Raw genomic sequence first — 17393 nt, 5'->3', positions numbered from 1 at the left:
TTTGTGTGCCACGGGAGCTGCCATCTTCTGCCGCGTGACGTTTGCTCGGTTGGTGCTGCAATTTACGGTTGGCGATTCGTCCGATTTGATGCAGTGTTTGCGCGCCAATCGGTCGCAGTGAATGTCAAAAAACTGTCATACAGCGCTTGCCCTCCTGACCAACTTGGATACCGTGCGGACGTCGTTGCCGGAGAAGCAGCGCGTTGCTGTCTGCCTTCTGATCTTGCCGCGCCGGTTTCGTACCGACATCCGCAGAAATGATCCCGGGAAATGACGATTATTACATCCGAGGACACGACCCCATTCTTCGATTCCGGCGGCTGGATGCAGTGGCCGGGCAACGAGGATTATTCGTTCCAGTTCCGGCGGCTGCTCGGTGCTGCGCAGGATGGCGGAAGCACCGTTTCAGAGTGCCTTCTGGCGGCTCAGGGGATCGATCCTGCCTGTGAAGAGAGCTGGTATCAGCAATGGAAAAAGGCGGCTGATCTCAATAGATCTCGCGGTGACATTGCCCATGCGCGTGGGCATACGCACACAGCACTGAGCAATTGGCTGCGTGCGGCCAATTATTACCGGACGGCCCAGGCTTTCATGGGCATCGATGATGCCAGGCAGAGCGCCTCAATCGCGCAGATGATGTCCTGCTCCCTGCTCTATGTGCAGAATGCGAGCCCGGCAGCTGAGGTCGTCGAAATCGCATGGCGCGATGACGCTACTTTGCAAGGCTATTTCCTGCCAGCCCCCGGGCGTGCAGGCCGCAAGGCCCCGGTGGTGATCTGCGTTGGCGCGCCCGATCAGTACAAAGAAGAGCATCTCTGCCGGATGCCGCGCTACGCACATGAGCGTGGTCTCGGCCTGCTCCTGATAGATCTTCCCGGTCAGGGCTATCGGCGCAGCTTCAATGAAGGGTTTGGCCGTTACGATATCGAGACGGCCATCAGCAGCTGGGTTGATTATCTCGAGAGTCGGCGTGACGTGAATGCACGCAAGATCGCCATTCTGGGTGAGGGCCTGGGTGGCGCTTTTGCGACACGCGGAGCTGGTTTTGACGACCGTTTTGCTGCGGCTGTGTGCGATGCCGGCATTTGGGATCTGCACGAGCGGGCGTTTCTGGCTTCGCAGATGTCGGGCTGTCCATCAGTTGCGGGAGACTTCAGCGAGGATCTGAGCCATCTGTGCCGCAGCAGCTCGGCAGCGCGGATCAAATGCCCCGTTTTGGTGGCGCTGGGCGAGCGCGATTGGCTGGAGGCCGCGCATGTCAGGCAGTGCTGTGAAGCATTGCTGGCAGCCGGTCAGAATGTTGAGCTGAAAATCTTCTCAGCCGAAGAGACCGCAGCCTCCCATGCCCAACTGGACAATCCGACCATTGGCAGCGAATTCATCTTCGACTGGATTGCCGCGCGGCTTGGGCTGATCGGTCGAGCTGCGATCTAAAGGATATTTCTGTAACAGATTGATTTAAATAACGATTTCTGCGACGCGGAAGCTAGCTCTCGAGCGAGAGCATGACCGTAGCCTTCTGCAGTCGGGCTTTCAGCTTTGCCAGCTGGCCCGTAATATCCCGCAAGGCGTCTCCGTCGAAATCTGACAGGACGTAATCGCTGAGGGTATCGCGCCGCGCAGTCAGGGTCGCGATCTTCCGGCCGGCTTTCTCCGATAGCGACATCAGAACCACGCGGGCATCCTGACGCGACGGCTCCCGGCGCATAAAGCCATTCTTTTCCAGTATCTTGGATTGGGTCGTGACGAAGGACGGATCGACATGAAGCATGGCCGAGACGTCCTTGACCGATACGCCGCCGCCTGAATTGAGGTCATCGACGGCCATCAGAATCATCCATTGCGGCCCGCTGATGCCGAGTTCTTTGGCCCAGAAATGGCGAATTTCGTCGAGGTGGACGTTGATGGACGCAATGTCCCAGAGAAACTGTCTGACGATTTCCTGATTCTTGCCGTTAGAAGGCATGTCGATGGGGCGGGCACTGTTCTGAGGGGAAGCCATAAGTCCGTTCGTCTGTAAGCGTGTCAGCATCCCATAACCCGGAAATTTGTAGAATACATAACTGGATCAAATAATTGTGCTGCTGGGCTGCGGTTTAGACGCTGTGGCGCGGAAACCACACTGCATCGCGATAAAGTTACCTGAGTACATAAAGTATTTTGCTTCTAAGAATTGCGCAGGCATTCTCTGTGGCGGCGATGGGGCAAACCCGTGATCGTCCCGTTGAAGTGGTTCGCTTGAGTGTCTCGCGTGACGCGGGTTTCCGAAAGCGCGAAGCACTCCGGCGGTTGGTTTGGGGAGTGGGGGAACCAACCATCGGGCTTAGCCTCGGCTAGGTCTGGCGGATCCGGAACCTTCCCAATGTGCAACTTGGAGGTTTTAACATGACGAATCTGAAGAGCCTGATCCTTGGCTCGGCGGCCGGTCTGATCGCCATTGGCGGCGCCCAGGCAGCTGACCTTCCGGTCAAAGCCAAGGCTGTTGAATATGTGAAGGTCTGCTCGCTCTACGGCGCAGGCTTCTACTACATCCCGGGCACCGACACCTGCATCAAGATCGGCGGCGCGATCCGTATCGACACGTCGTTCAACTCGGCCGGCTATGAAGTTGCCTTCCTGCAGGGCGGCGCAGGCGGTGCGCAGGCCTGGAACCAGGACTACATCAACTCCCGCTCGCGCGTGAACCTGACCACCGATACGCGCACCGCGACCGAGTATGGTGTTGTTCGTACCTACGCCAACTTGCAGTTCGACTTCTTCCAGGGTCGTGAAAACATCGCTGGTGGTTTCGCTGAAGTCGACTTCGCCTTCATCCAGTTCGCCGGCTTCACCTTCGGTAAGGCTGTCTCGAACTTCGATCCGCAGTGGGCGCTCTCGAAGCCGATCATTTCGTCGGGCACCTATGCCGGTTCGAACAACGCGACCGGTATCCCGCAGCTCGCCTACACCGCTTCGTTCGGTAACGGCGTGTCGGCAACCATCGCTGTCGAAAACGCGACCCCGTATCGCAATGCTGGCCTCGTTAATGCCGATGCCCAGCTGATCGGTCCGTTCGGTGCTGCGACGTCGGCCTACGGCACGACCGGCAACACCTTTGCAGGCAATTCCTACGGTGGCACGCACATTCCTGACGTCGTTGGCAATCTTCGCCTCGATCAGGCATGGGGCACCCTGCACTTTGCAGCTGCGATGCATGCCAATACTCCAGGCTTCTACGGGGTTAACACAACCGCTCTCCCGAGCACCAACGCCAATGGTCATCCGGATGAGAAGTATGGCTTCGCTGTGAGCGGCGCCGTCGAGTTCAAGAACCTGCCCACCGGCGCAGGCGACACCTTGAAGCTCGAAGCTAGCTATGCCAAGGGCGCTGCCAAGTATATCTTCGGCGGCACCATCGACACCGCTGGCGCCGGTCGTTACGCCCGCGCCGATGCCAACACCATCGGCTTCGGTTACGTCCTCGACGGTGTTTACGGTGCAGGCGGTCAGATCGAGCAGAGCGAAGCCTGGCAGGTCAGCGCTTACTTCGAGCATTACTGGAACCCAGCTTGGCGTACGTCGGTGTTTGGCAACTACAGCCACATCTCGTACGGTGACGCGGGCAACCTGCTTCTCCTCGGCAACTTCACGCGCACGGGCGGCACGACCACCAGCCCGGCTGCTGGTGCTACCCTCGTCGGTTCGAGCGGAAACTTCGACTTGGGTATTGCTCAGGTCGGTACCCGTACCGCTTGGACCCCGGTTCGTAACCTGACGCTGTCGGCCATGGTCAGCTATACCCGTCTGGAGCAGAATCTCGGTGGCACATACTTCGGCACGGTTACCAGCCGTCCGACCCCGGCCACTGGTTTCGCTGTCACCAACCAGAACGTGTTCGACGGAACCGTGCAGATCCTGCGCTCGTTCTAATACCGACCGCCTCACGGCGATCGATATCTGAAACAAAAGTCCCCGGCGGGAAACCGCCGGGGATTTTTGTGTTTTGAGATGACGTGTATTGCGATCAATCAGATGAAGCTAAAGAGCGGCTTGTGCTGCCGCTCTGCCCGACCTCGACGACAGAAAACGCGGCGTCTATACCGGCAGGATCGCCCTTGCGGCGTTCCCTTTTCGCGCTGACCTCAGAACCGCATCCATGCCGGCTCCCACCGACCTCTTTCAAAGCGCGCTTGCGGCACTCCGGCAGGGACGGCTGAACGACGCAGAACGCGATCTCCGCAAGATTCTTCGCAAAGACCCGAAACATCTCGGCGCATTGAACGTCCTTGCCATCGCGCTGGTGTCCCTGAACCGCCATGCCGAGGCCGAACCGCATCTGAAATCGGCGTTACGTCTCGGTCCGGCTTCGGATGTGACGCTGTACAATTACGGCCTGGTGCTGAAGGCACTAAAGCGGCCAGACGAAGCCCTGCAGCGCTTAACGGAAGCGCTGGCGCTAAATCCGCACAATGCCGAGACGTTGAACAGTCGTGGTGCCGTGTTCAACGAGGTTCGGGATTACGCCGCAGCGCTGGCTGACTTCGATAAGGCTTTGAAACTTCAGCCGCGCTATGCGGCCGCGTATTTCAACAAAAGCAAGTCGCTGGCCGAACTCGAACGTTGCGACGAGGCACTTTCCGCCAATGATGCGGCGTTGGCGCTCCAGCCGGATATGGCGGAAGCGTGGTTCGCGCGCGGCTTCATCTTCGCCAAATTGCGTCGGCCTGCTGAAGCTGTTGCCGCCTATATGCAGGCGCGGCGCCTCAATCCAGATCTACCATTGCTCAAGGGGAATCTTCTGCATCAGAAGATGTTGGTCTGCGATTGGAGCGGTCTCGATGATCTCATCGGCGAAATCGAAACTGATCTCGCTGCAGGAAAGCTCGCCGCCGAGCCATTCGGCTGGCAGGGCATCGCCATATCGGAAGCGAGTCTGCAGCGCTGCGCCGAACTGACGAATGCCGCGCAGTTCGGACGCATGCCGGCGCCGAGCATTCCGTCGATTGCGCCATCCGGTGGACCTGTTCGTATCGGCTACTTGTCCGGTGAATTTCGCGAGCAGGCGACGTCGCTCTTGCTTGTCGGCGTTCTCGAGCGGCACGACAAGAACGCCTTCGAGATCGTCGCTTTTGACAATGGATATGACGACGGCGGCCCGACGCGGCAGCGTATCAATCGGGCCGTCCACCGTGTCGTCGATATTGCGGGCATGAGCGACCCGCAGGCCGTGGACGCGATCCGTGGCGAACGCATCGACATTCTCGTCAATCTCAACGGCTATTTCGGGCGCCAGCGCAACGGCGTTTTCGCGCGCCGCGCGGCTCCCATTCAAGTCAACTATCTCGGCTTCCCCGGTACGATTGGCGCTGCCTTCATGGACTACATCATCGCAGATCCGATCGTTCTCCCGGCCGAGCATCGGCGCTTTTACAGTGAGAAAGTCGTCTGGTTGCCTGATTGCTATCAGTCCAATGACGATCGCCGCGATATCGCAACATCTGCTCCGACGCGCGAAGACTGTGGTCTGCCCGCCCGTGGCGTTGTGTTCTGTTGCTTCAACAATGCTTACAAGATCACGCCGGATGTCTTCTCCAGCTGGATGCGGATACTGGCCGCAGTCGATGGCAGTGTGCTCTGGTTGCTTGATGACAGCGTGGCTGCGGTCGCCAATCTGCGCCGTGAAGCGTCGCAGCGTGGCATCGATCCCGCGCGCCTCGTTTTCGCGGAGCGGGTCTCCCCCCCGGAGCATCTGGCGCGGCATTGCTGCGCCGATCTGTTTCTCGATACGTTACCCTACAACGCGCATACGACCGCAAGTGACGCCTTGTGGGCTGGATTGCCGTTACTGACATGCCGGGGCACGACATTTGCGGGGCGTGTGGCGTCGAGCCTGCTCACGCATGTGAATTTGCCTGAGCTGGTGACGGATGATCCCGCGATGTACGAGCGCCATGCGATCGAACTGGCATCGCAGCCAGCCAAGCTAGCGGCTATCCGCAGCAAGCTTGCGGATATGCGCTCACAGTCAGCTTTGTTCGACACGCGTCGAACCGCGCGGCATATCGAGGCTGCATATCAGGCGATGCAGGCCAGGCGTCTGGCCCGCCTTGCTCCGCAGCATTTCTCGGTAACCGGCTAACCCGCAACGATAAAATCGGTTTAATTGAGTAGATCAGGTATTGCGCTCAATGATCTCGCTCATGTAATCTTTCTCTCGCGCAGCCGCGAATTCTTTCTCGGCCCTGTCTCTTCGGAGACACGCGACTCTAACGTAACCTCCGAAGCCACCGGCAATGCCCTGCCGGTGGCTTTTCGGTTTCCAGACGCCACTGGATCCGCACAGAGATTGTCACAACCTCGATTTAGGTATTTTGGTACTTTTTATTTTGCCTTGTGTTCCAGCGTTCCATTTACGTCTTGTTTACGAATCGGTTTGGCGCGTTACTCCACGCAAGTCTCTCTAAATTCAAAAGAATCCATGCCCGCCGAGATGGCAGAGTGCGCTTGTTTCAGTCGCAATCTCCTCACGATTATGGCGGATCGGGTTGCGGCGCATAGCAGTCCTGCCGGGCTATCTGGCAGAAATCGCTCATGATTTCTTGATTTTTGGAACGGTTGTGGCTAAAAAGCGCATATCGTGGAGAGTATGAATTATGGCGCATAACTACGCAATCAATGACGACGTCCACCACCAGCTGCAGGGTCCGCAGGGCCGCACCGGTGCCCGTGAGCGCGCGATTTACACCATCACCGGTCGTTTGCCGATCGAAGCCGATGGCCGTGCCCGTTATCGCATTCGCAGCAAGGCTGACAATGTCGAGCGTGTTGTGACCGAAGAGCAGATCAGCCCGCTCGGTTGATCTTCTGCAGCCTGCCATCGGCCGTTCCGATGGCGTGGCTGGCATCCGATTCCTTCCTTTTATCTTCTTCCTTTCATCGATGTCCGTTGCGGGCTCGGCCATTTGGCCGGGCCGCACTGCGTATGGGCGTATCGTGCGTCATCACGCCGCCTGCTGCGGGTTGCAGCGAAGGCGAGCCGCGCTTTATGTTGATGGACGAGGGCGGATACCATTCAGGCCACACACGCGATTGCGTGCCGGACCTCGAACAAGTGTGGCTTCCGGAGCGAGGCGCCGTTGATCGATAAGCTCGAATTATTGCTGTCCCTCGCCAAGGAGCGTCACTTCGGTCGCGCTGCGGAGGCGTGTGGCGTCACGCAACCGACGATGTCCACGAGCCTCAAGCAGCTTGAGGATATGCTGGGCGTGATGCTGGTGCAGCGTGGTTCGCGTTTTCAGGGGTTTACGCCGGAGGGGGAGCGCGCGCTGGACTGGGCGCGCCGAATTGTCGGCGATGCCCGCGCCATGCGGCAGGAAATCAACGGCCTCAAGGACAGCCTGTCCGGCGAAATCCGTATCGCTGCAATCCCCACTGTACTCGGCATGGTGGCATCGCTGACGACGCCGTTTCGCGCCAGGCATCCGGACGTCCAGTTCCGCATCGTCTCCTGCACCTCGGCCGCGGTGCTCGGCCTCCTCGAAAATCTCGAGGTCGATGCCGGCCTGACCTATATCGAGAACGAACCGCTCGGAAAGGTGCGCTCGATCCCGCTCTATAAGGAGAGCTACCGCCTCCTCACCTCGCCGGATGGCATGTTCGGCGACCGTAAGCAGGTCACCTGGGCCGAGGTCGGCCAGGTGCCGCTATGCCTGCTGACTCCGGATATGCAGAACCGCCGCATCATCGATCGCGCGCTGAAATCGGTCGGCGCCGAGGCGCGGCCGACGCTGACCTCCAACTCGATTATCGTGTTGTATACACACGTGAAAACAGGCCGCTGGGCCAGCGTGATGCCGGCCAAGCTGGCGGAAACATTGGGTCTGACGTCCAGCGGTTCCGTTCGCATGATCCCGATCGTCGATCCGATCGTGAATTACGGTGTCGGTCTGGTTGTCCCCAGCGCGACCCGATGACGCCGCTGGTGGCCGCCCTGGTGCAGGTCGCCCGCGAAGTGGCGCCGTCGCTGGAGAGCTGAGGCATCGCCTTCCTAAACTCCGCCGTCATGGTGAGGTGCGCGCTCTTGCGCGCCTCGAACCATGCGTGGCTTGGCTCTGGCGTTTCGCGGCCATCCCTTGCGAATGGCTTTGCCATTCGCTGGGAGGCTCGCTGTGCTCGCACCTCAGGATGACGGGAGAGTTTGTGACGCGGGACCGTTGGCTCCTGCGTCAAAATGGCAAGCCGCGCCAATCGTTTGATGCCTTTTCCGTATCGCAGCATGAGACAGCTTTATTGATCTTTGGATCGATTCCAATTTTGATCGGTTCTCTAAGATTACCCAATAGAGTGCCCCGGGATGAACGCATACGAACCATGGAGCGCAGCGCGCTGTAACGAGATCATTACCAGCCATTCCCATGTGGAAGGTGGGGTGATCGTGATCCTGCATGCGATCCAGGATGCGTTCGGCTATGTGCCGGAACCCGCCATCCCGATGATCGCCGAGGCGCGCAATCTGTCACGCGCCGAAGTGCATGGCGTTTTCACATTCTACCATGACTTCCGCCACGAGCCGGCCGGCAAGCGCGTGCTGAAGATTTGCCGCGCCGAAGCCTGTCAGGCTGCCGGTGGTGATGCGCTGGCTGCTCGCGCGGAGCAGAAGCTCGGCGTCAAGCTCGGCAACACCACCGCCGATGATCGCGTCACGCTGGAGCCGATCTACTGCCTCGGCCTGTGCGCGACGGCACCGTCAGCGATGCTCGACGGCAAGCTGGTCGGTCGCCTCGACGAGAAGCGCATGGATGCGCTGGTTGCGGAGGCACAGCGATGACTCTCAAGATTTACATCCCTCGCGATGCCGCCGTAGTCTGTGTCGGCGCCGACGACCTCGTTACTGCGTTCGAAGCGCAGGCCGCGGAGCGCAAGCTGGATATCGAAATCGTCCGCAACGGTTCGCGCGGCCTGCTCTGGCTCGAGCCGATGGTCGAGGTTGTGACCCCCAAGGGGCGTGTCGCGTTCGGTCCGGTGGAAGAGAAAGATGTCGCGTCCGTTTTCGATGCGATGATCGCCGATGGCCCGCATGATCTGCGCCTCGGCATTGCCGACGATATCAGCTGGCTGAAGAAACAGACCCGTCTCACTTTCGTCCGTTGCGGCGTCGTCGATCCGCGTTCTGTCGCGGATTATGAGGCGCATGATGGTTACAAGGGTCTCGCTCGCGCGCTCACTTTGGACAGCGCTGGCATTCTCGCCGACGTCACCACATCCGGCCTGCGTGGCCGCGGTGGTGCGGGTTTCCCCACGGCTATCAAGTGGAAGACCGTGGCCGACACCCAGGCCGATCGCAAATTCATCGTCTGCAATGCGGACGAGGGCGATAGCGGCACCTTTGCCGACCGCATGATCATGGAGGGCGATCCCTTCGTGGTGATCGAGGGCATGACCATTGCCGGCATCGCAGTGGGCGCGACCAAGGGCTACATCTATATCCGTTCGGAATATCCGCACGCCGTCGAAGCCATGAATGCCGGCATCGCTGCCGCGAAGCGTGCCGGCTGGCTTGGTGACAAGATCAAGGGATCGGCACATTCGTTCGATCTCGAAGTTCGCGTCGGCGCCGGCGCCTATGTCTGCGGTGAGGAAACCTCGCTGCTGGAGTCGCTCGAAGGCCGTCGCGGTCTCGTCCGCGCCAAGCCGCCGCTGCCGGCGCATAAGGGTTTGTTCGGCAAGCCGACCGTCATCAACAACGTGCTGTCTTTCGCAGCCATCCCGTTCATCCTCGACAATGGCGCGAAAGCCTATGCGGATTACGGCATGGGCCGCTCGCGCGGCACGATGCCGATCCAGCTCGCCGGCAATGTGAAGTTCGGCGGCCTGTTCGAAGTCGCCTTCGGCATCACGCTGGGCGAACTCGTCGACGACATCGGCGGCGGCACGTTTACGGGCAAGCCGGTGCGTGCCGTGCAGGTTGGCGGCCCGCTCGGCGCTTATTTCCCGCGCGAATTGTTCGACACGCCGTTCGACTATGAGGCCTTCGCCAAGCGCGATGGTCTGATCGGCCATGGCGGCATCGTGATCTTCGACGACAGCGTCGATATGTCGAAGCAGGCTCGCTTTGCCATGGAATTCTGCGCCATTGAATCCTGCGGCAAGTGCACGCCCTGCCGCATCGGCTCCACCCGCGGTGTCGAGACCATCGACAAGATCCGTCGCGGCGAACGTGTCGCCGAGAATATCGCCGTGCTGGAAGATCTCTCGCAGACCATGAAATTCGGCTCGCTCTGCGCGCTGGGCGGCTTCACGCCGTATCCGGTGATGAGCGCATTGAAACATTTCCCCGATGACTTTGGCCCGACGCCAAGCATCCAGGCCGCTGAGTAAAGGAGCACACCATGTCGCTCGTTCACGAAACCGATTACGGCACCCCGAAGTCCAAGTCCGAGAAGATGGTGACGCTGACCATCGATGGTCAGAGCGTCAGCGTGCCCGAGGGCACCTCGATCATGCGCGCTGCCATGGAGATGGGCACAAAAATTCCGAAACTGTGCGCCACCGATATGGTGGATGCGTTCGGCTCCTGCCGCATGTGCCTCGTGGAAGTCGAGGGCCGCGCGGGCACGCCAGCCTCCTGCACCACGCCGGCGATGGAAGGGCTCGTCGTCAAGACGCAGACCCCGCGTCTGGCCGCGCTCCGCAAGGGCGTGATGGAGCTCTATATCTCCGATCATCCGCTCGACTGTCTCACTTGTGCGGCGAACGGCGATTGCGAATTGCAGGACGTTGCAGGTGAAGTCGGCCTGCGCGACGTACGCTATGGCTATGACGGCGAGAACCATGTCTTCGCCAAGTCGGGCCCGAAGCACACGCACCATTCGCCGGAATCCTGCGAGAACGATCGCTGGATGGCGAAGGACGAATCCAATCCGTATTTCACCTATGATCCTTCCAAATGCATCGTCTGCTCGCGCTGTGTCCGCGCCTGTGAGGAAGTGCAGGGCACGTTTGCGCTAACGATCTCCGGCCGCGGCTTCGACAGCCGCGTCTCGCCGGGCATGAGCGAATCGTTCCTGGGTTCGGAATGCGTGTCCTGCGGCGCCTGCGTGCAGGCTTGCCCGACTGCGACTCTGACCGAGAAGGCCGTCATCGAGATCGGCCAGCCCGAGCATTCCAAGGTCACCACCTGCGCCTATTGCGGTGTCGGCTGCACCTTCAAGGCGGAAATGCGCGGCGAAGAGCTGGTGCGCATGGTGCCGTGGAAGGACGGCAAAGCCAATCGCGGCCATTCCTGCGTTAAGGGCCGCTTCGCCTGGGGCTATGCGAACCACAAGGAGCGCATCCTCAATCCGATGATCCGCGACAAGATCACCGAGCCATGGCGCGAAGTGTCGTGGGACGAGGCGTTCAATTTCGCCGCCAGCAAGTTCAAGGGCATTCAGGCCAAGTATGGCAAGGATGCAGTGGGTGGCATCACCTCATCACGCTGCACCAATGAAGAAGTCTATGTGGTGCAGAAGCTGATCCGCGCTGGCTTCGGCAACAACAATGTCGATACCTGCGCCCGCGTCTGCCATTCGCCGACCGGCTATGGCCTGTCCTCGACTTTCGGCACCTCCGCTGGCACACAGGATTTCGATTCGGTTGAAGACACCGACGTCGTGATGATCATCGGCGCCAATCCGACCGATGGCCATCCGGTGTTCGGCTCGCGCCTGAAGAAGCGCCTCCGCCAGGGCGCCAAGCTGATCGTCGTCGATCCGCGCCGCACCGACATCGTCCGCTCGGCGCATATCGAAGCACAGCACCATCTCCCGCTGCTGCCCGGCACCAATGTCGCCGTGCTCACGGCCATCGCCCATGTCATCGTCACCGAAGGCCTCGTCAACGAGACCTTCGTGCGCGAGCGCTGCGACTGGAGCGAGTTCGAGGATTGGGCAAGCTTCGTCGCCGAGCCCTCGCGCAGCCCGGAAGCGACCGCCATCATGACTGGCGTCGATCCGAAGGAGCTGCGTGCAGCTGCGCGCCTCTATGCCACCGGCGGTAATGGTGCGATTTATTACGGCCTCGGCGTCACCGAGCACAGCCAGGGCTCGACTACCGTTATCGCCATCGCCAATCTCGCAATGGCCACCGGCAATATCGGCCGGTCCGGCGTCGGTGTGAATCCGCTGCGCGGCCAGAACAATGTGCAGGGCTCCTGCGACATGGGTTCATTCCCACACGAACTGCCGGGCTATCGCCATCTCTCCGGCGATGCCGTGCGCGAGCAGTTCGAAGCCATGTGGAACGTGAAGCTCAATCCCGAGCCGGGCCTGCGCATTCCCAACATGTTCGACGCCGCCACCGAAGGCACCTTCATGGGCCTGTATGTGCAGGGCGAGGACATCCTGCAGTCCGATCCGAACACGTCGCACGTGGTCGCGGCGCTGTCGTCGATGGAATGTGTCATCGTGCATGACCTCTTCCTCAACGAAACCGCGAATTACGCCCATGTGTTCTTCCCGGGCTCCACCTTCCTGGAGAAGAACGGCACTTTCACCAATGCCGAACGCCGCATCCAGCTCGTTCGCAAGGTGATGTCGCCGAAGAACGGTCTGGAAGATTGGGAAGTCACCCTGGGCTTCGCTAAGGCCCTCGGCTTCGAGATGAACTACACCCATCCGTCTGAGATCATGGACGAGATCGCGGCTCTGACGCCGACCTTTGCCGGTGTCTCGTTCGCGAAGCTGGAAAAGGAAGGTTCGGTGCAGTGGCCGTGCAACGAGAAGCAGCCGCTGGGCACGCCGATCATGCATATGAACGGCTTCGTGCGCGGCAAGGGCAAGTTCATGCGCACCGAATATATCGCGACCGACGAACGCACCGGTCCGCGCTTCCCGCTGCTGCTCACCACCGGTCGCATTCTCAGCCAGTACAATGTCGGCGCGCAGACCCGCCGCACCGACAACGTCGTCTGGCATGAGGAAGACCGTCTCGAACTGCATCCGCATGATGCCGAGCAGCGTGGCATCCGTGACGGCGACTGGGTGCGGCTGCAGAGCCGCGCGGGCGAGACGACCCTGCGTGCGCTCATCACCGAGCGCGTGGCGCCGGGCGTGGTCTATACGACCTTCCATCACCCGACCACGCAGGCAAACGTCATCACCACCGACTTCTCTGACTGGGCTACCAACTGCCCGGAATACAAGGTGACGGCGGTGCAGATCTCGCCCTCCAACGGTCCGTCGGAATGGCAGAAGGAATATGAGGAGCAGGCCCGCCAGTCACGCCGTATCGCGCCGCTGGAGGCTGCCGAGTAGTCCATGCACGATCCGGTTCGCAAAGCTCCCCGAAAGGTCTGGCGCCGTAACGGCGTCAGCGACGGGCTGCGCGCGGTGTCGGAAGAGACGGCGCTGGCGATCACCTATAATGGCGGCACTTATGCCGTCATGATGGGGACGCCGCAGGACTATCGCGATTTCGCTTATGGCTTCAGCCTGAGCGAAGGCGTGGTTGGCTCCATCGACGAGATCGAGAGCTTCGAGGCCGTGGAGTTCGACGACGGCGTCGAGCTGCGCATGTGGCTGGCGTCAGAGAAAGCCGAGAGCATCAGCGCGCGGCGCCGGCAGATTGCGGGCCCCACGGGCTGCGGCCTGTGTGGTATCGATTCGATCGCCGAAGCGGTGAAGCCCGCTGCGGTGGTGGCACCGGGCGGTTCTTTCTCATTCGATCAGATCATGACGGCGATGGATGCGCTGGCGCCATTGCAGAAGATCAATGTCGAGACGCGCGCGGTCCATGCGGCCGCATTCTGGATCCCTTCGAGCGGCATCGTCGCGCTGCGCGAGGATGTGGGTCGCCACAATGCGCTCGACAAGCTGGCCGGCGCGCTGGCGCAGGCGAAGGTCGATACCCGGCAAGGCATGGTGTTGCTCACCAGCCGCGTCTCGGTCGAGATGGTTCAGAAGACCGCCGCCATCGGCGCGCCGCTGATGGTCTCGGTTTCAGCACCAACGGCGCTCGCCATCCGCATCGCGGAAGCCGCAGGCATCACACTGGCCGCGATTGCGCGGTCGGACGGTTTTGAAGTTTTTACACATCCGGGTCGTGTGACTTCGGATGAAGCAGGGCAAGAGCATGGACACCCACACCACGCACGCACCGTCGTCGCCTGAACGACTGATCTATATGGCCAACCAGATCGGCGACTTTTTCAAGAGCCAGGGCCACGACCATGCAGTGGCGGGCATTGCCGAGCACATCAAGAAGTTCTGGGACCCGCGGATGCGGAAGAAGATCTTTGAGCACATCGACAATGGCGGGGCAGGGCTGAAGCCCAACGTGCTGGAAGCGATCACGTCGCTGAAGAAGTAGTTCCTTCTCCCCGCTTGCGGGGAGAAGGTGGCCCGGCGAAGCGCAGCGAAGCCGGGTCGGATGAGGGGGACTCTCCGCGGGCTCGGAGCAAGTGGAGAGTTCCCCTCACCCGACCTCCACGCGCTGCGCGCATTACGGTCGACCTCTCCCCGCAAGCGGGGCGAGGTTAAGAACCGCCCGCTTCCCCGGGCGCGAGCGCCTTTACCGCCAGCGCGTGCACCGTTCCCGCGAGTTCCGCGGCCAGTACGCTATTCACCATCCGGTGGCGGTCGATCCGGCTCTTCCCTTCGAAGGCCTCCGACACAATATTGACCCTGAAATGGGTTTCACCCTCCGGGCGGTGGCCCATGTGACCGGCATGCAGATGCGATTCATCGGTCACGGCTAGGCTGCGAGGCGTGAAAGCCTCTGTCAGCTTCTTTGTGATGTTATCTTTCATGGTCATGATGACCGGCTTAGCGGCTCAGGCCGCGGGCGTCCATTGCGATGTGATGGCGGCCTGTGAGGGTAATCCGAATGTCAAGACTTGAAGCTTTTTGCATTGCGTTGTCATAGTCAGCCATGCCCATCGACTCATCCAAATTCTTCGACAGTATCCGCATCAAGCCGAACAAGCTGAGCGCGAAGCAGCAGGCCGCTGCCCGCGAGGCATCGGTCATGTGCGAGTGGCCCGAATGCAAGAACAAGGGCCCGCACCGCGCCCCCAAGGGTCGCGCGCAGGACAAGGAATATTGGCATTTCTGCCTGAACCACGTCCGCGAATACAATCAGGGCTACAACTTCTTCCAGGGCATGGCCCCGGATGCCGTTGCCAGTTACCAGAAGGACGCGCTGACCGGCCATCGTCCGACCTGGAAGATGGGCGCCAATGGCACCAAGGGCAAAGGCAAGTCCGGCGAGGCCAATCTCGACGGTGCCGTCGATCCGTTCTCCATGTTCGACGAGATGAACGGCCTCGGCCGTGGTCGCCGCCGCGCCCAGGCCGAAGCGCCGAAGCCGGAAGAGCGCAAAGTTATGAATGCCGAGCGCAAGGCACTCCAGGTCATGGGCCTCGGCCCTCGGCCACGCTGGATGACGTCAAGGCCAAGTACAAGGCGCTGGTGAAACAGCACCACCCCGACGCCAATGGCGGCGACCGCTCCACGGAAGACCGCCTGATCGAAGTCATCAAGGCTTACAACTACTTGAAGACGGTGATCCGGGCTTAGGGCTCGGTTTCGTAGCCCGGATGGAGCGCAGCGAAATCCGGGGACCGGCGATATGCCGATACTCTGATTCCCGGATTGCGCTTCGCTCCATCCGGGCTACGGGAAGTGCCTAACCGCGCACTCACCTCCGATTAGCCACGCCCCTGCGTGCCAGCCCCTCCGCCGCAATTCCGCCTGTTGTCAAATCTTCAATCTCTATTGACCATCGCCGGAATGGAACCCGCCGCTCACATCCGGTTGTGTTGCGGGTGGGGTCCCTTAAGGCTAATATTTCAGAAGGAATTAGGACTAATTTGTCCGTATTCCCTGGGGTGTCGGTTTCAGCCGGCTGTGGAGTTTCGCCTTGATCAATCGCACGCTTGTTCGCGCGCTGCTCACCTCGGCCGTATTGTCGGCCGGTGCGCTGTTGGCTGGCTGCAATGGCGAGCAAATGTCGCTGGCGAGCAACGCCAAGGCCAATAAGCCGATCCCGGAAAAGATGCTGGCCGAAATGGCCGCCAAGGACATGGATCCGCAGTCGCCGTTGCTGATCCGAATCTTCAAGCAAGAAGCCGAGCTCGAGGTCTGGAAGCAGACGCGCTCCGGCCAGTTCGCGCTGCTGAAGACCTACCCGATCTGCCGCTGGTCGGGTGATCTCGGTCCCAAGATCAAGGAAGGCGATCGTCAGGCGCCGGAAGGCTTCTATTCGATCACGCCGGGCCAGATGAATCCGCAGTCGTCGTTCTATCTGTCCTTCAATATGGGCTATCCGAACGCCTTCGATAAATCGCTCGGCCGTACCGGCTCGATGCTGATGGTGCATGGCGACTGCTCGTCGCGCGGCTGCTACGCCATGACCGACGAGCAGATCTCGGAAGTCTATTCGTTCGGCCGCGAGAGCTTCTTCGGGGGCCAGCGCGCTTTCCAGGTGCAGGCCTATCCGTTCCGCATGACGCCGGTGAACATGGCGCGCCATCGCGGCAATCCGAACATGCCGTTCTGGAAGATGATCAAGCAGGGCTACGATCATTTCGAAGTGACGAAGCAGGAGCCGAAGGTCGAGTTCTGCGAACAGCGCTACGTGTTCGATCCGGTGGTGCCGAACGCCTCCCCGACACGCCCGGCGATGTTCAATGCTGCGATGAAGTGCCCGGTCTATGAAGTGCCGGCCGAGATCGCCGATGCCGTTCGCGCCAAGGAAGCATCGGACGATGCCAAGACCGCGGAGCTGATCTCCAAGGGCACGCCGATGGCGCAGCGTCGCCCGGATATCGACGGCGGCATGAACCGCATCTTCGCGTCGAAGATCCCGGAAGGCTCCACCGGCCTGTCCGAGCCGGATCTTCCGGGCACCGCGAGCGTCGCCTATACCCGCGCGCCCGGCACCATCCCGCCGCATGTGAATCCGCCGAAGGCGACTGCGATGGCAACAGCGTCGCCGTCTTTCGGTGCGTCGATGTTCTCGTCGTCGTCGGATGAGGCGCCAGCCACCGCCGCGCCGGCTGCCGAAGCCACCACGCGCGTCGCCTCGGCGTCGTCGCAGGGCGGGTTCTTCAGCAATCTTGCCAAGAAGGTCGGCATGGGTGGCAGCGAGACCACCGCCAGCACGACGCCTGCACCGGCGCCTGTCGCTGCTGCCGCACCGGCGGCTGCCGCGAAGGCCAAGGCGGCTCCGGCTGCCGCCGCCAAGTCCGCGCCGATGCCGGCCGCGAAGCCTGCCGCAGCTCCGGCAACGGCTGTCGCCACCGCGCGTCCGCCGCTGAAGCCGACGGTTGTTGCAGAGCCGGCAGCACCTGTGGCGTCATCAATGTCCGGCGCTGCTCCGGTCGTATCGGGCAATTCCTTCGACAGCCGTTTCCAGGCGCTGCGCTAACCGCGCAT

12 protein-coding genes and 2 pseudogenes are annotated in these 17393 nt (G+C 61.0%); 12 read left to right on the top strand and 2 right to left on the bottom strand.

All coding sequences use genetic code 11. The features are described from left to right. Nucleotides 1-324: 324 nt before the first annotated feature. Nucleotides 325-1434: an alpha/beta hydrolase family protein gene (locus RPMA_RS26090; RefSeq protein WP_211910571.1), complete on the top strand. Its 1110-nt coding sequence runs from the start codon at nt 325-327 to the stop codon at nt 1432-1434. A gap of 52 nt (nt 1435-1486) precedes the next feature. Here RPMA_RS26090 and RPMA_RS26085 read toward each other — a convergent pair whose 3' ends face one another. Beyond that, on the bottom strand, nt 1487-2032 hold the full coding sequence (locus RPMA_RS26085) for a MarR family winged helix-turn-helix transcriptional regulator (RefSeq protein WP_211910569.1): 546 nt from the start codon (nt 2030-2032) through the stop codon (nt 1487-1489). Between the two features lie 353 nt (nt 2033-2385). Between RPMA_RS26085 and RPMA_RS26080 the strand changes: the two genes are divergently transcribed. The 9 genes and pseudogenes from RPMA_RS26080 to RPMA_RS26040 all read left to right on the top strand — a co-directional run bounded on the left by RPMA_RS26080 (nt 2386) and on the right by RPMA_RS26040 (nt 14325). Beyond that, nucleotides 2386-3909, top strand: coding sequence for a porin (locus tag RPMA_RS26080; RefSeq protein WP_211910567.1), 1524 nt, complete (start codon nt 2386-2388; stop codon nt 3907-3909). A 226-nt stretch (nt 3910-4135) separates the two neighbouring features. Next, nucleotides 4136-6118: an O-linked N-acetylglucosamine transferase, SPINDLY family protein gene (locus RPMA_RS26075; protein WP_211910565.1), complete on the top strand. Its 1983-nt coding sequence runs from the start codon at nt 4136-4138 to the stop codon at nt 6116-6118. A 514-nt stretch (nt 6119-6632) separates the two neighbouring features. Beyond that, nucleotides 6633-6839, top strand: a complete 207-nt coding sequence (locus RPMA_RS26070) for a hypothetical protein (RefSeq protein ID WP_211910563.1) — start codon at nt 6633-6635, stop codon at nt 6837-6839. A 276-nt stretch (nt 6840-7115) separates the two neighbouring features. Continuing rightward, a pseudogene (locus RPMA_RS26065) lies at nt 7116-8014 on the top strand (LysR family transcriptional regulator). A gap of 318 nt (nt 8015-8332) precedes the next feature. Beyond that, nucleotides 8333-8806 (top strand): formate dehydrogenase subunit gamma, encoded by a 474-nt coding sequence (locus RPMA_RS26060; protein ID WP_211910560.1) that lies wholly within the window; start codon nt 8333-8335, stop codon nt 8804-8806. Beyond that, nucleotides 8803-10356: a formate dehydrogenase beta subunit gene (locus RPMA_RS26055; protein ID WP_211910559.1), complete on the top strand. Its 1554-nt coding sequence runs from the start codon at nt 8803-8805 to the stop codon at nt 10354-10356. The genes RPMA_RS26060 and RPMA_RS26055 overlap by 4 nt, the downstream gene beginning before the upstream one ends. A gap of 11 nt (nt 10357-10367) precedes the next feature. Continuing rightward, complete coding sequence (fdhF, locus tag RPMA_RS26050) at nt 10368-13271, top strand: formate dehydrogenase subunit alpha (RefSeq protein WP_211910557.1); 2904 nt, start codon at nt 10368-10370, stop codon at nt 13269-13271. Between the two features lie 3 nt (nt 13272-13274). Beyond that, nucleotides 13275-14126 carry a formate dehydrogenase accessory sulfurtransferase FdhD gene (fdhD, locus tag RPMA_RS26045; protein WP_211910555.1) on the top strand — a complete coding sequence of 284 codons (852 nt, stop codon included), beginning with the start codon at nt 13275-13277 and terminating at the stop codon, nt 14124-14126. After that, nucleotides 14089-14325 carry a formate dehydrogenase subunit delta gene (locus tag RPMA_RS26040; protein WP_211910553.1) on the top strand — a complete coding sequence of 79 codons (237 nt, stop codon included), beginning with the start codon at nt 14089-14091 and terminating at the stop codon, nt 14323-14325. The genes fdhD and RPMA_RS26040 overlap by 38 nt, the downstream gene beginning before the upstream one ends. Nucleotides 14326-14491: 166 nt before the next feature. Here RPMA_RS26040 and RPMA_RS26035 read toward each other — a convergent pair whose 3' ends face one another. Next, nucleotides 14492-14770 carry a BolA family protein gene (locus RPMA_RS26035; RefSeq protein ID WP_211910551.1) on the bottom strand — a complete coding sequence of 93 codons (279 nt, stop codon included), beginning with the start codon at nt 14768-14770 and terminating at the stop codon, nt 14492-14494. 116 nt (nt 14771-14886) lie between these two features. Here RPMA_RS26035 and RPMA_RS26030 point away from each other — a divergent pair. Continuing rightward, nucleotides 14887-15533, top strand: a pseudogene (locus tag RPMA_RS26030) (J domain-containing protein). Between the two features lie 343 nt (nt 15534-15876). Further along, complete coding sequence (locus tag RPMA_RS26025; RefSeq protein ID WP_211910549.1) at nt 15877-17385, top strand: L,D-transpeptidase family protein; 1509 nt, start codon at nt 15877-15879, stop codon at nt 17383-17385. Nucleotides 17386-17393 lie beyond the last annotated feature (8 nt).

The organism is Tardiphaga alba (genome assembly GCF_018279705.1).
GTDB classification, from domain to species: domain Bacteria; phylum Pseudomonadota; class Alphaproteobacteria; order Rhizobiales; family Xanthobacteraceae; genus Tardiphaga; species Tardiphaga alba.
Note: the sequence above shows the minus strand (reverse complement) of the source record. Positions and strands in the feature narration are given on the sequence as shown.

What these genes read in the sequence shown, in the direction of transcription:
- RPMA_RS26060 (WP_211910560.1), top strand. Translation starts at nt 8,333, where the DNA reads ATGAACGCATACGAACCATGGAGCGCAGCGCGCTGTAACGAGATCATT.
- RPMA_RS26070 (WP_211910563.1), top strand. Translation starts at nt 6,633, where the DNA reads ATGGCGCATAACTACGCAATCAATGACGACGTCCACCACCAGCTGCAG.
- RPMA_RS26085 (WP_211910569.1), bottom strand. Translation starts at nt 2,032, where the DNA reads ATGCTGACACGCTTACAGACGAACGGACTTATGGCTTCCCCTCAGAAC.
- RPMA_RS26040 (WP_211910553.1), top strand. Translation starts at nt 14,089, where the DNA reads ATGGACACCCACACCACGCACGCACCGTCGTCGCCTGAACGACTGATC.
- RPMA_RS26075 (WP_211910565.1), top strand. Translation starts at nt 4,136, where the DNA reads ATGCCGGCTCCCACCGACCTCTTTCAAAGCGCGCTTGCGGCACTCCGG.
- fdhD (WP_211910555.1), top strand. Translation starts at nt 13,275, where the DNA reads ATGCACGATCCGGTTCGCAAAGCTCCCCGAAAGGTCTGGCGCCGTAAC.
- RPMA_RS26035 (WP_211910551.1), bottom strand. Translation starts at nt 14,770, where the DNA reads ATGACCATGAAAGATAACATCACAAAGAAGCTGACAGAGGCTTTCACG.
- RPMA_RS26090 (WP_211910571.1), top strand. Translation starts at nt 325, where the DNA reads ATGCAGTGGCCGGGCAACGAGGATTATTCGTTCCAGTTCCGGCGGCTG.
- fdhF (WP_211910557.1), top strand. Translation starts at nt 10,368, where the DNA reads ATGTCGCTCGTTCACGAAACCGATTACGGCACCCCGAAGTCCAAGTCC.
- RPMA_RS26055 (WP_211910559.1), top strand. Translation starts at nt 8,803, where the DNA reads ATGACTCTCAAGATTTACATCCCTCGCGATGCCGCCGTAGTCTGTGTC.
- RPMA_RS26080 (WP_211910567.1), top strand. Translation starts at nt 2,386, where the DNA reads ATGACGAATCTGAAGAGCCTGATCCTTGGCTCGGCGGCCGGTCTGATC.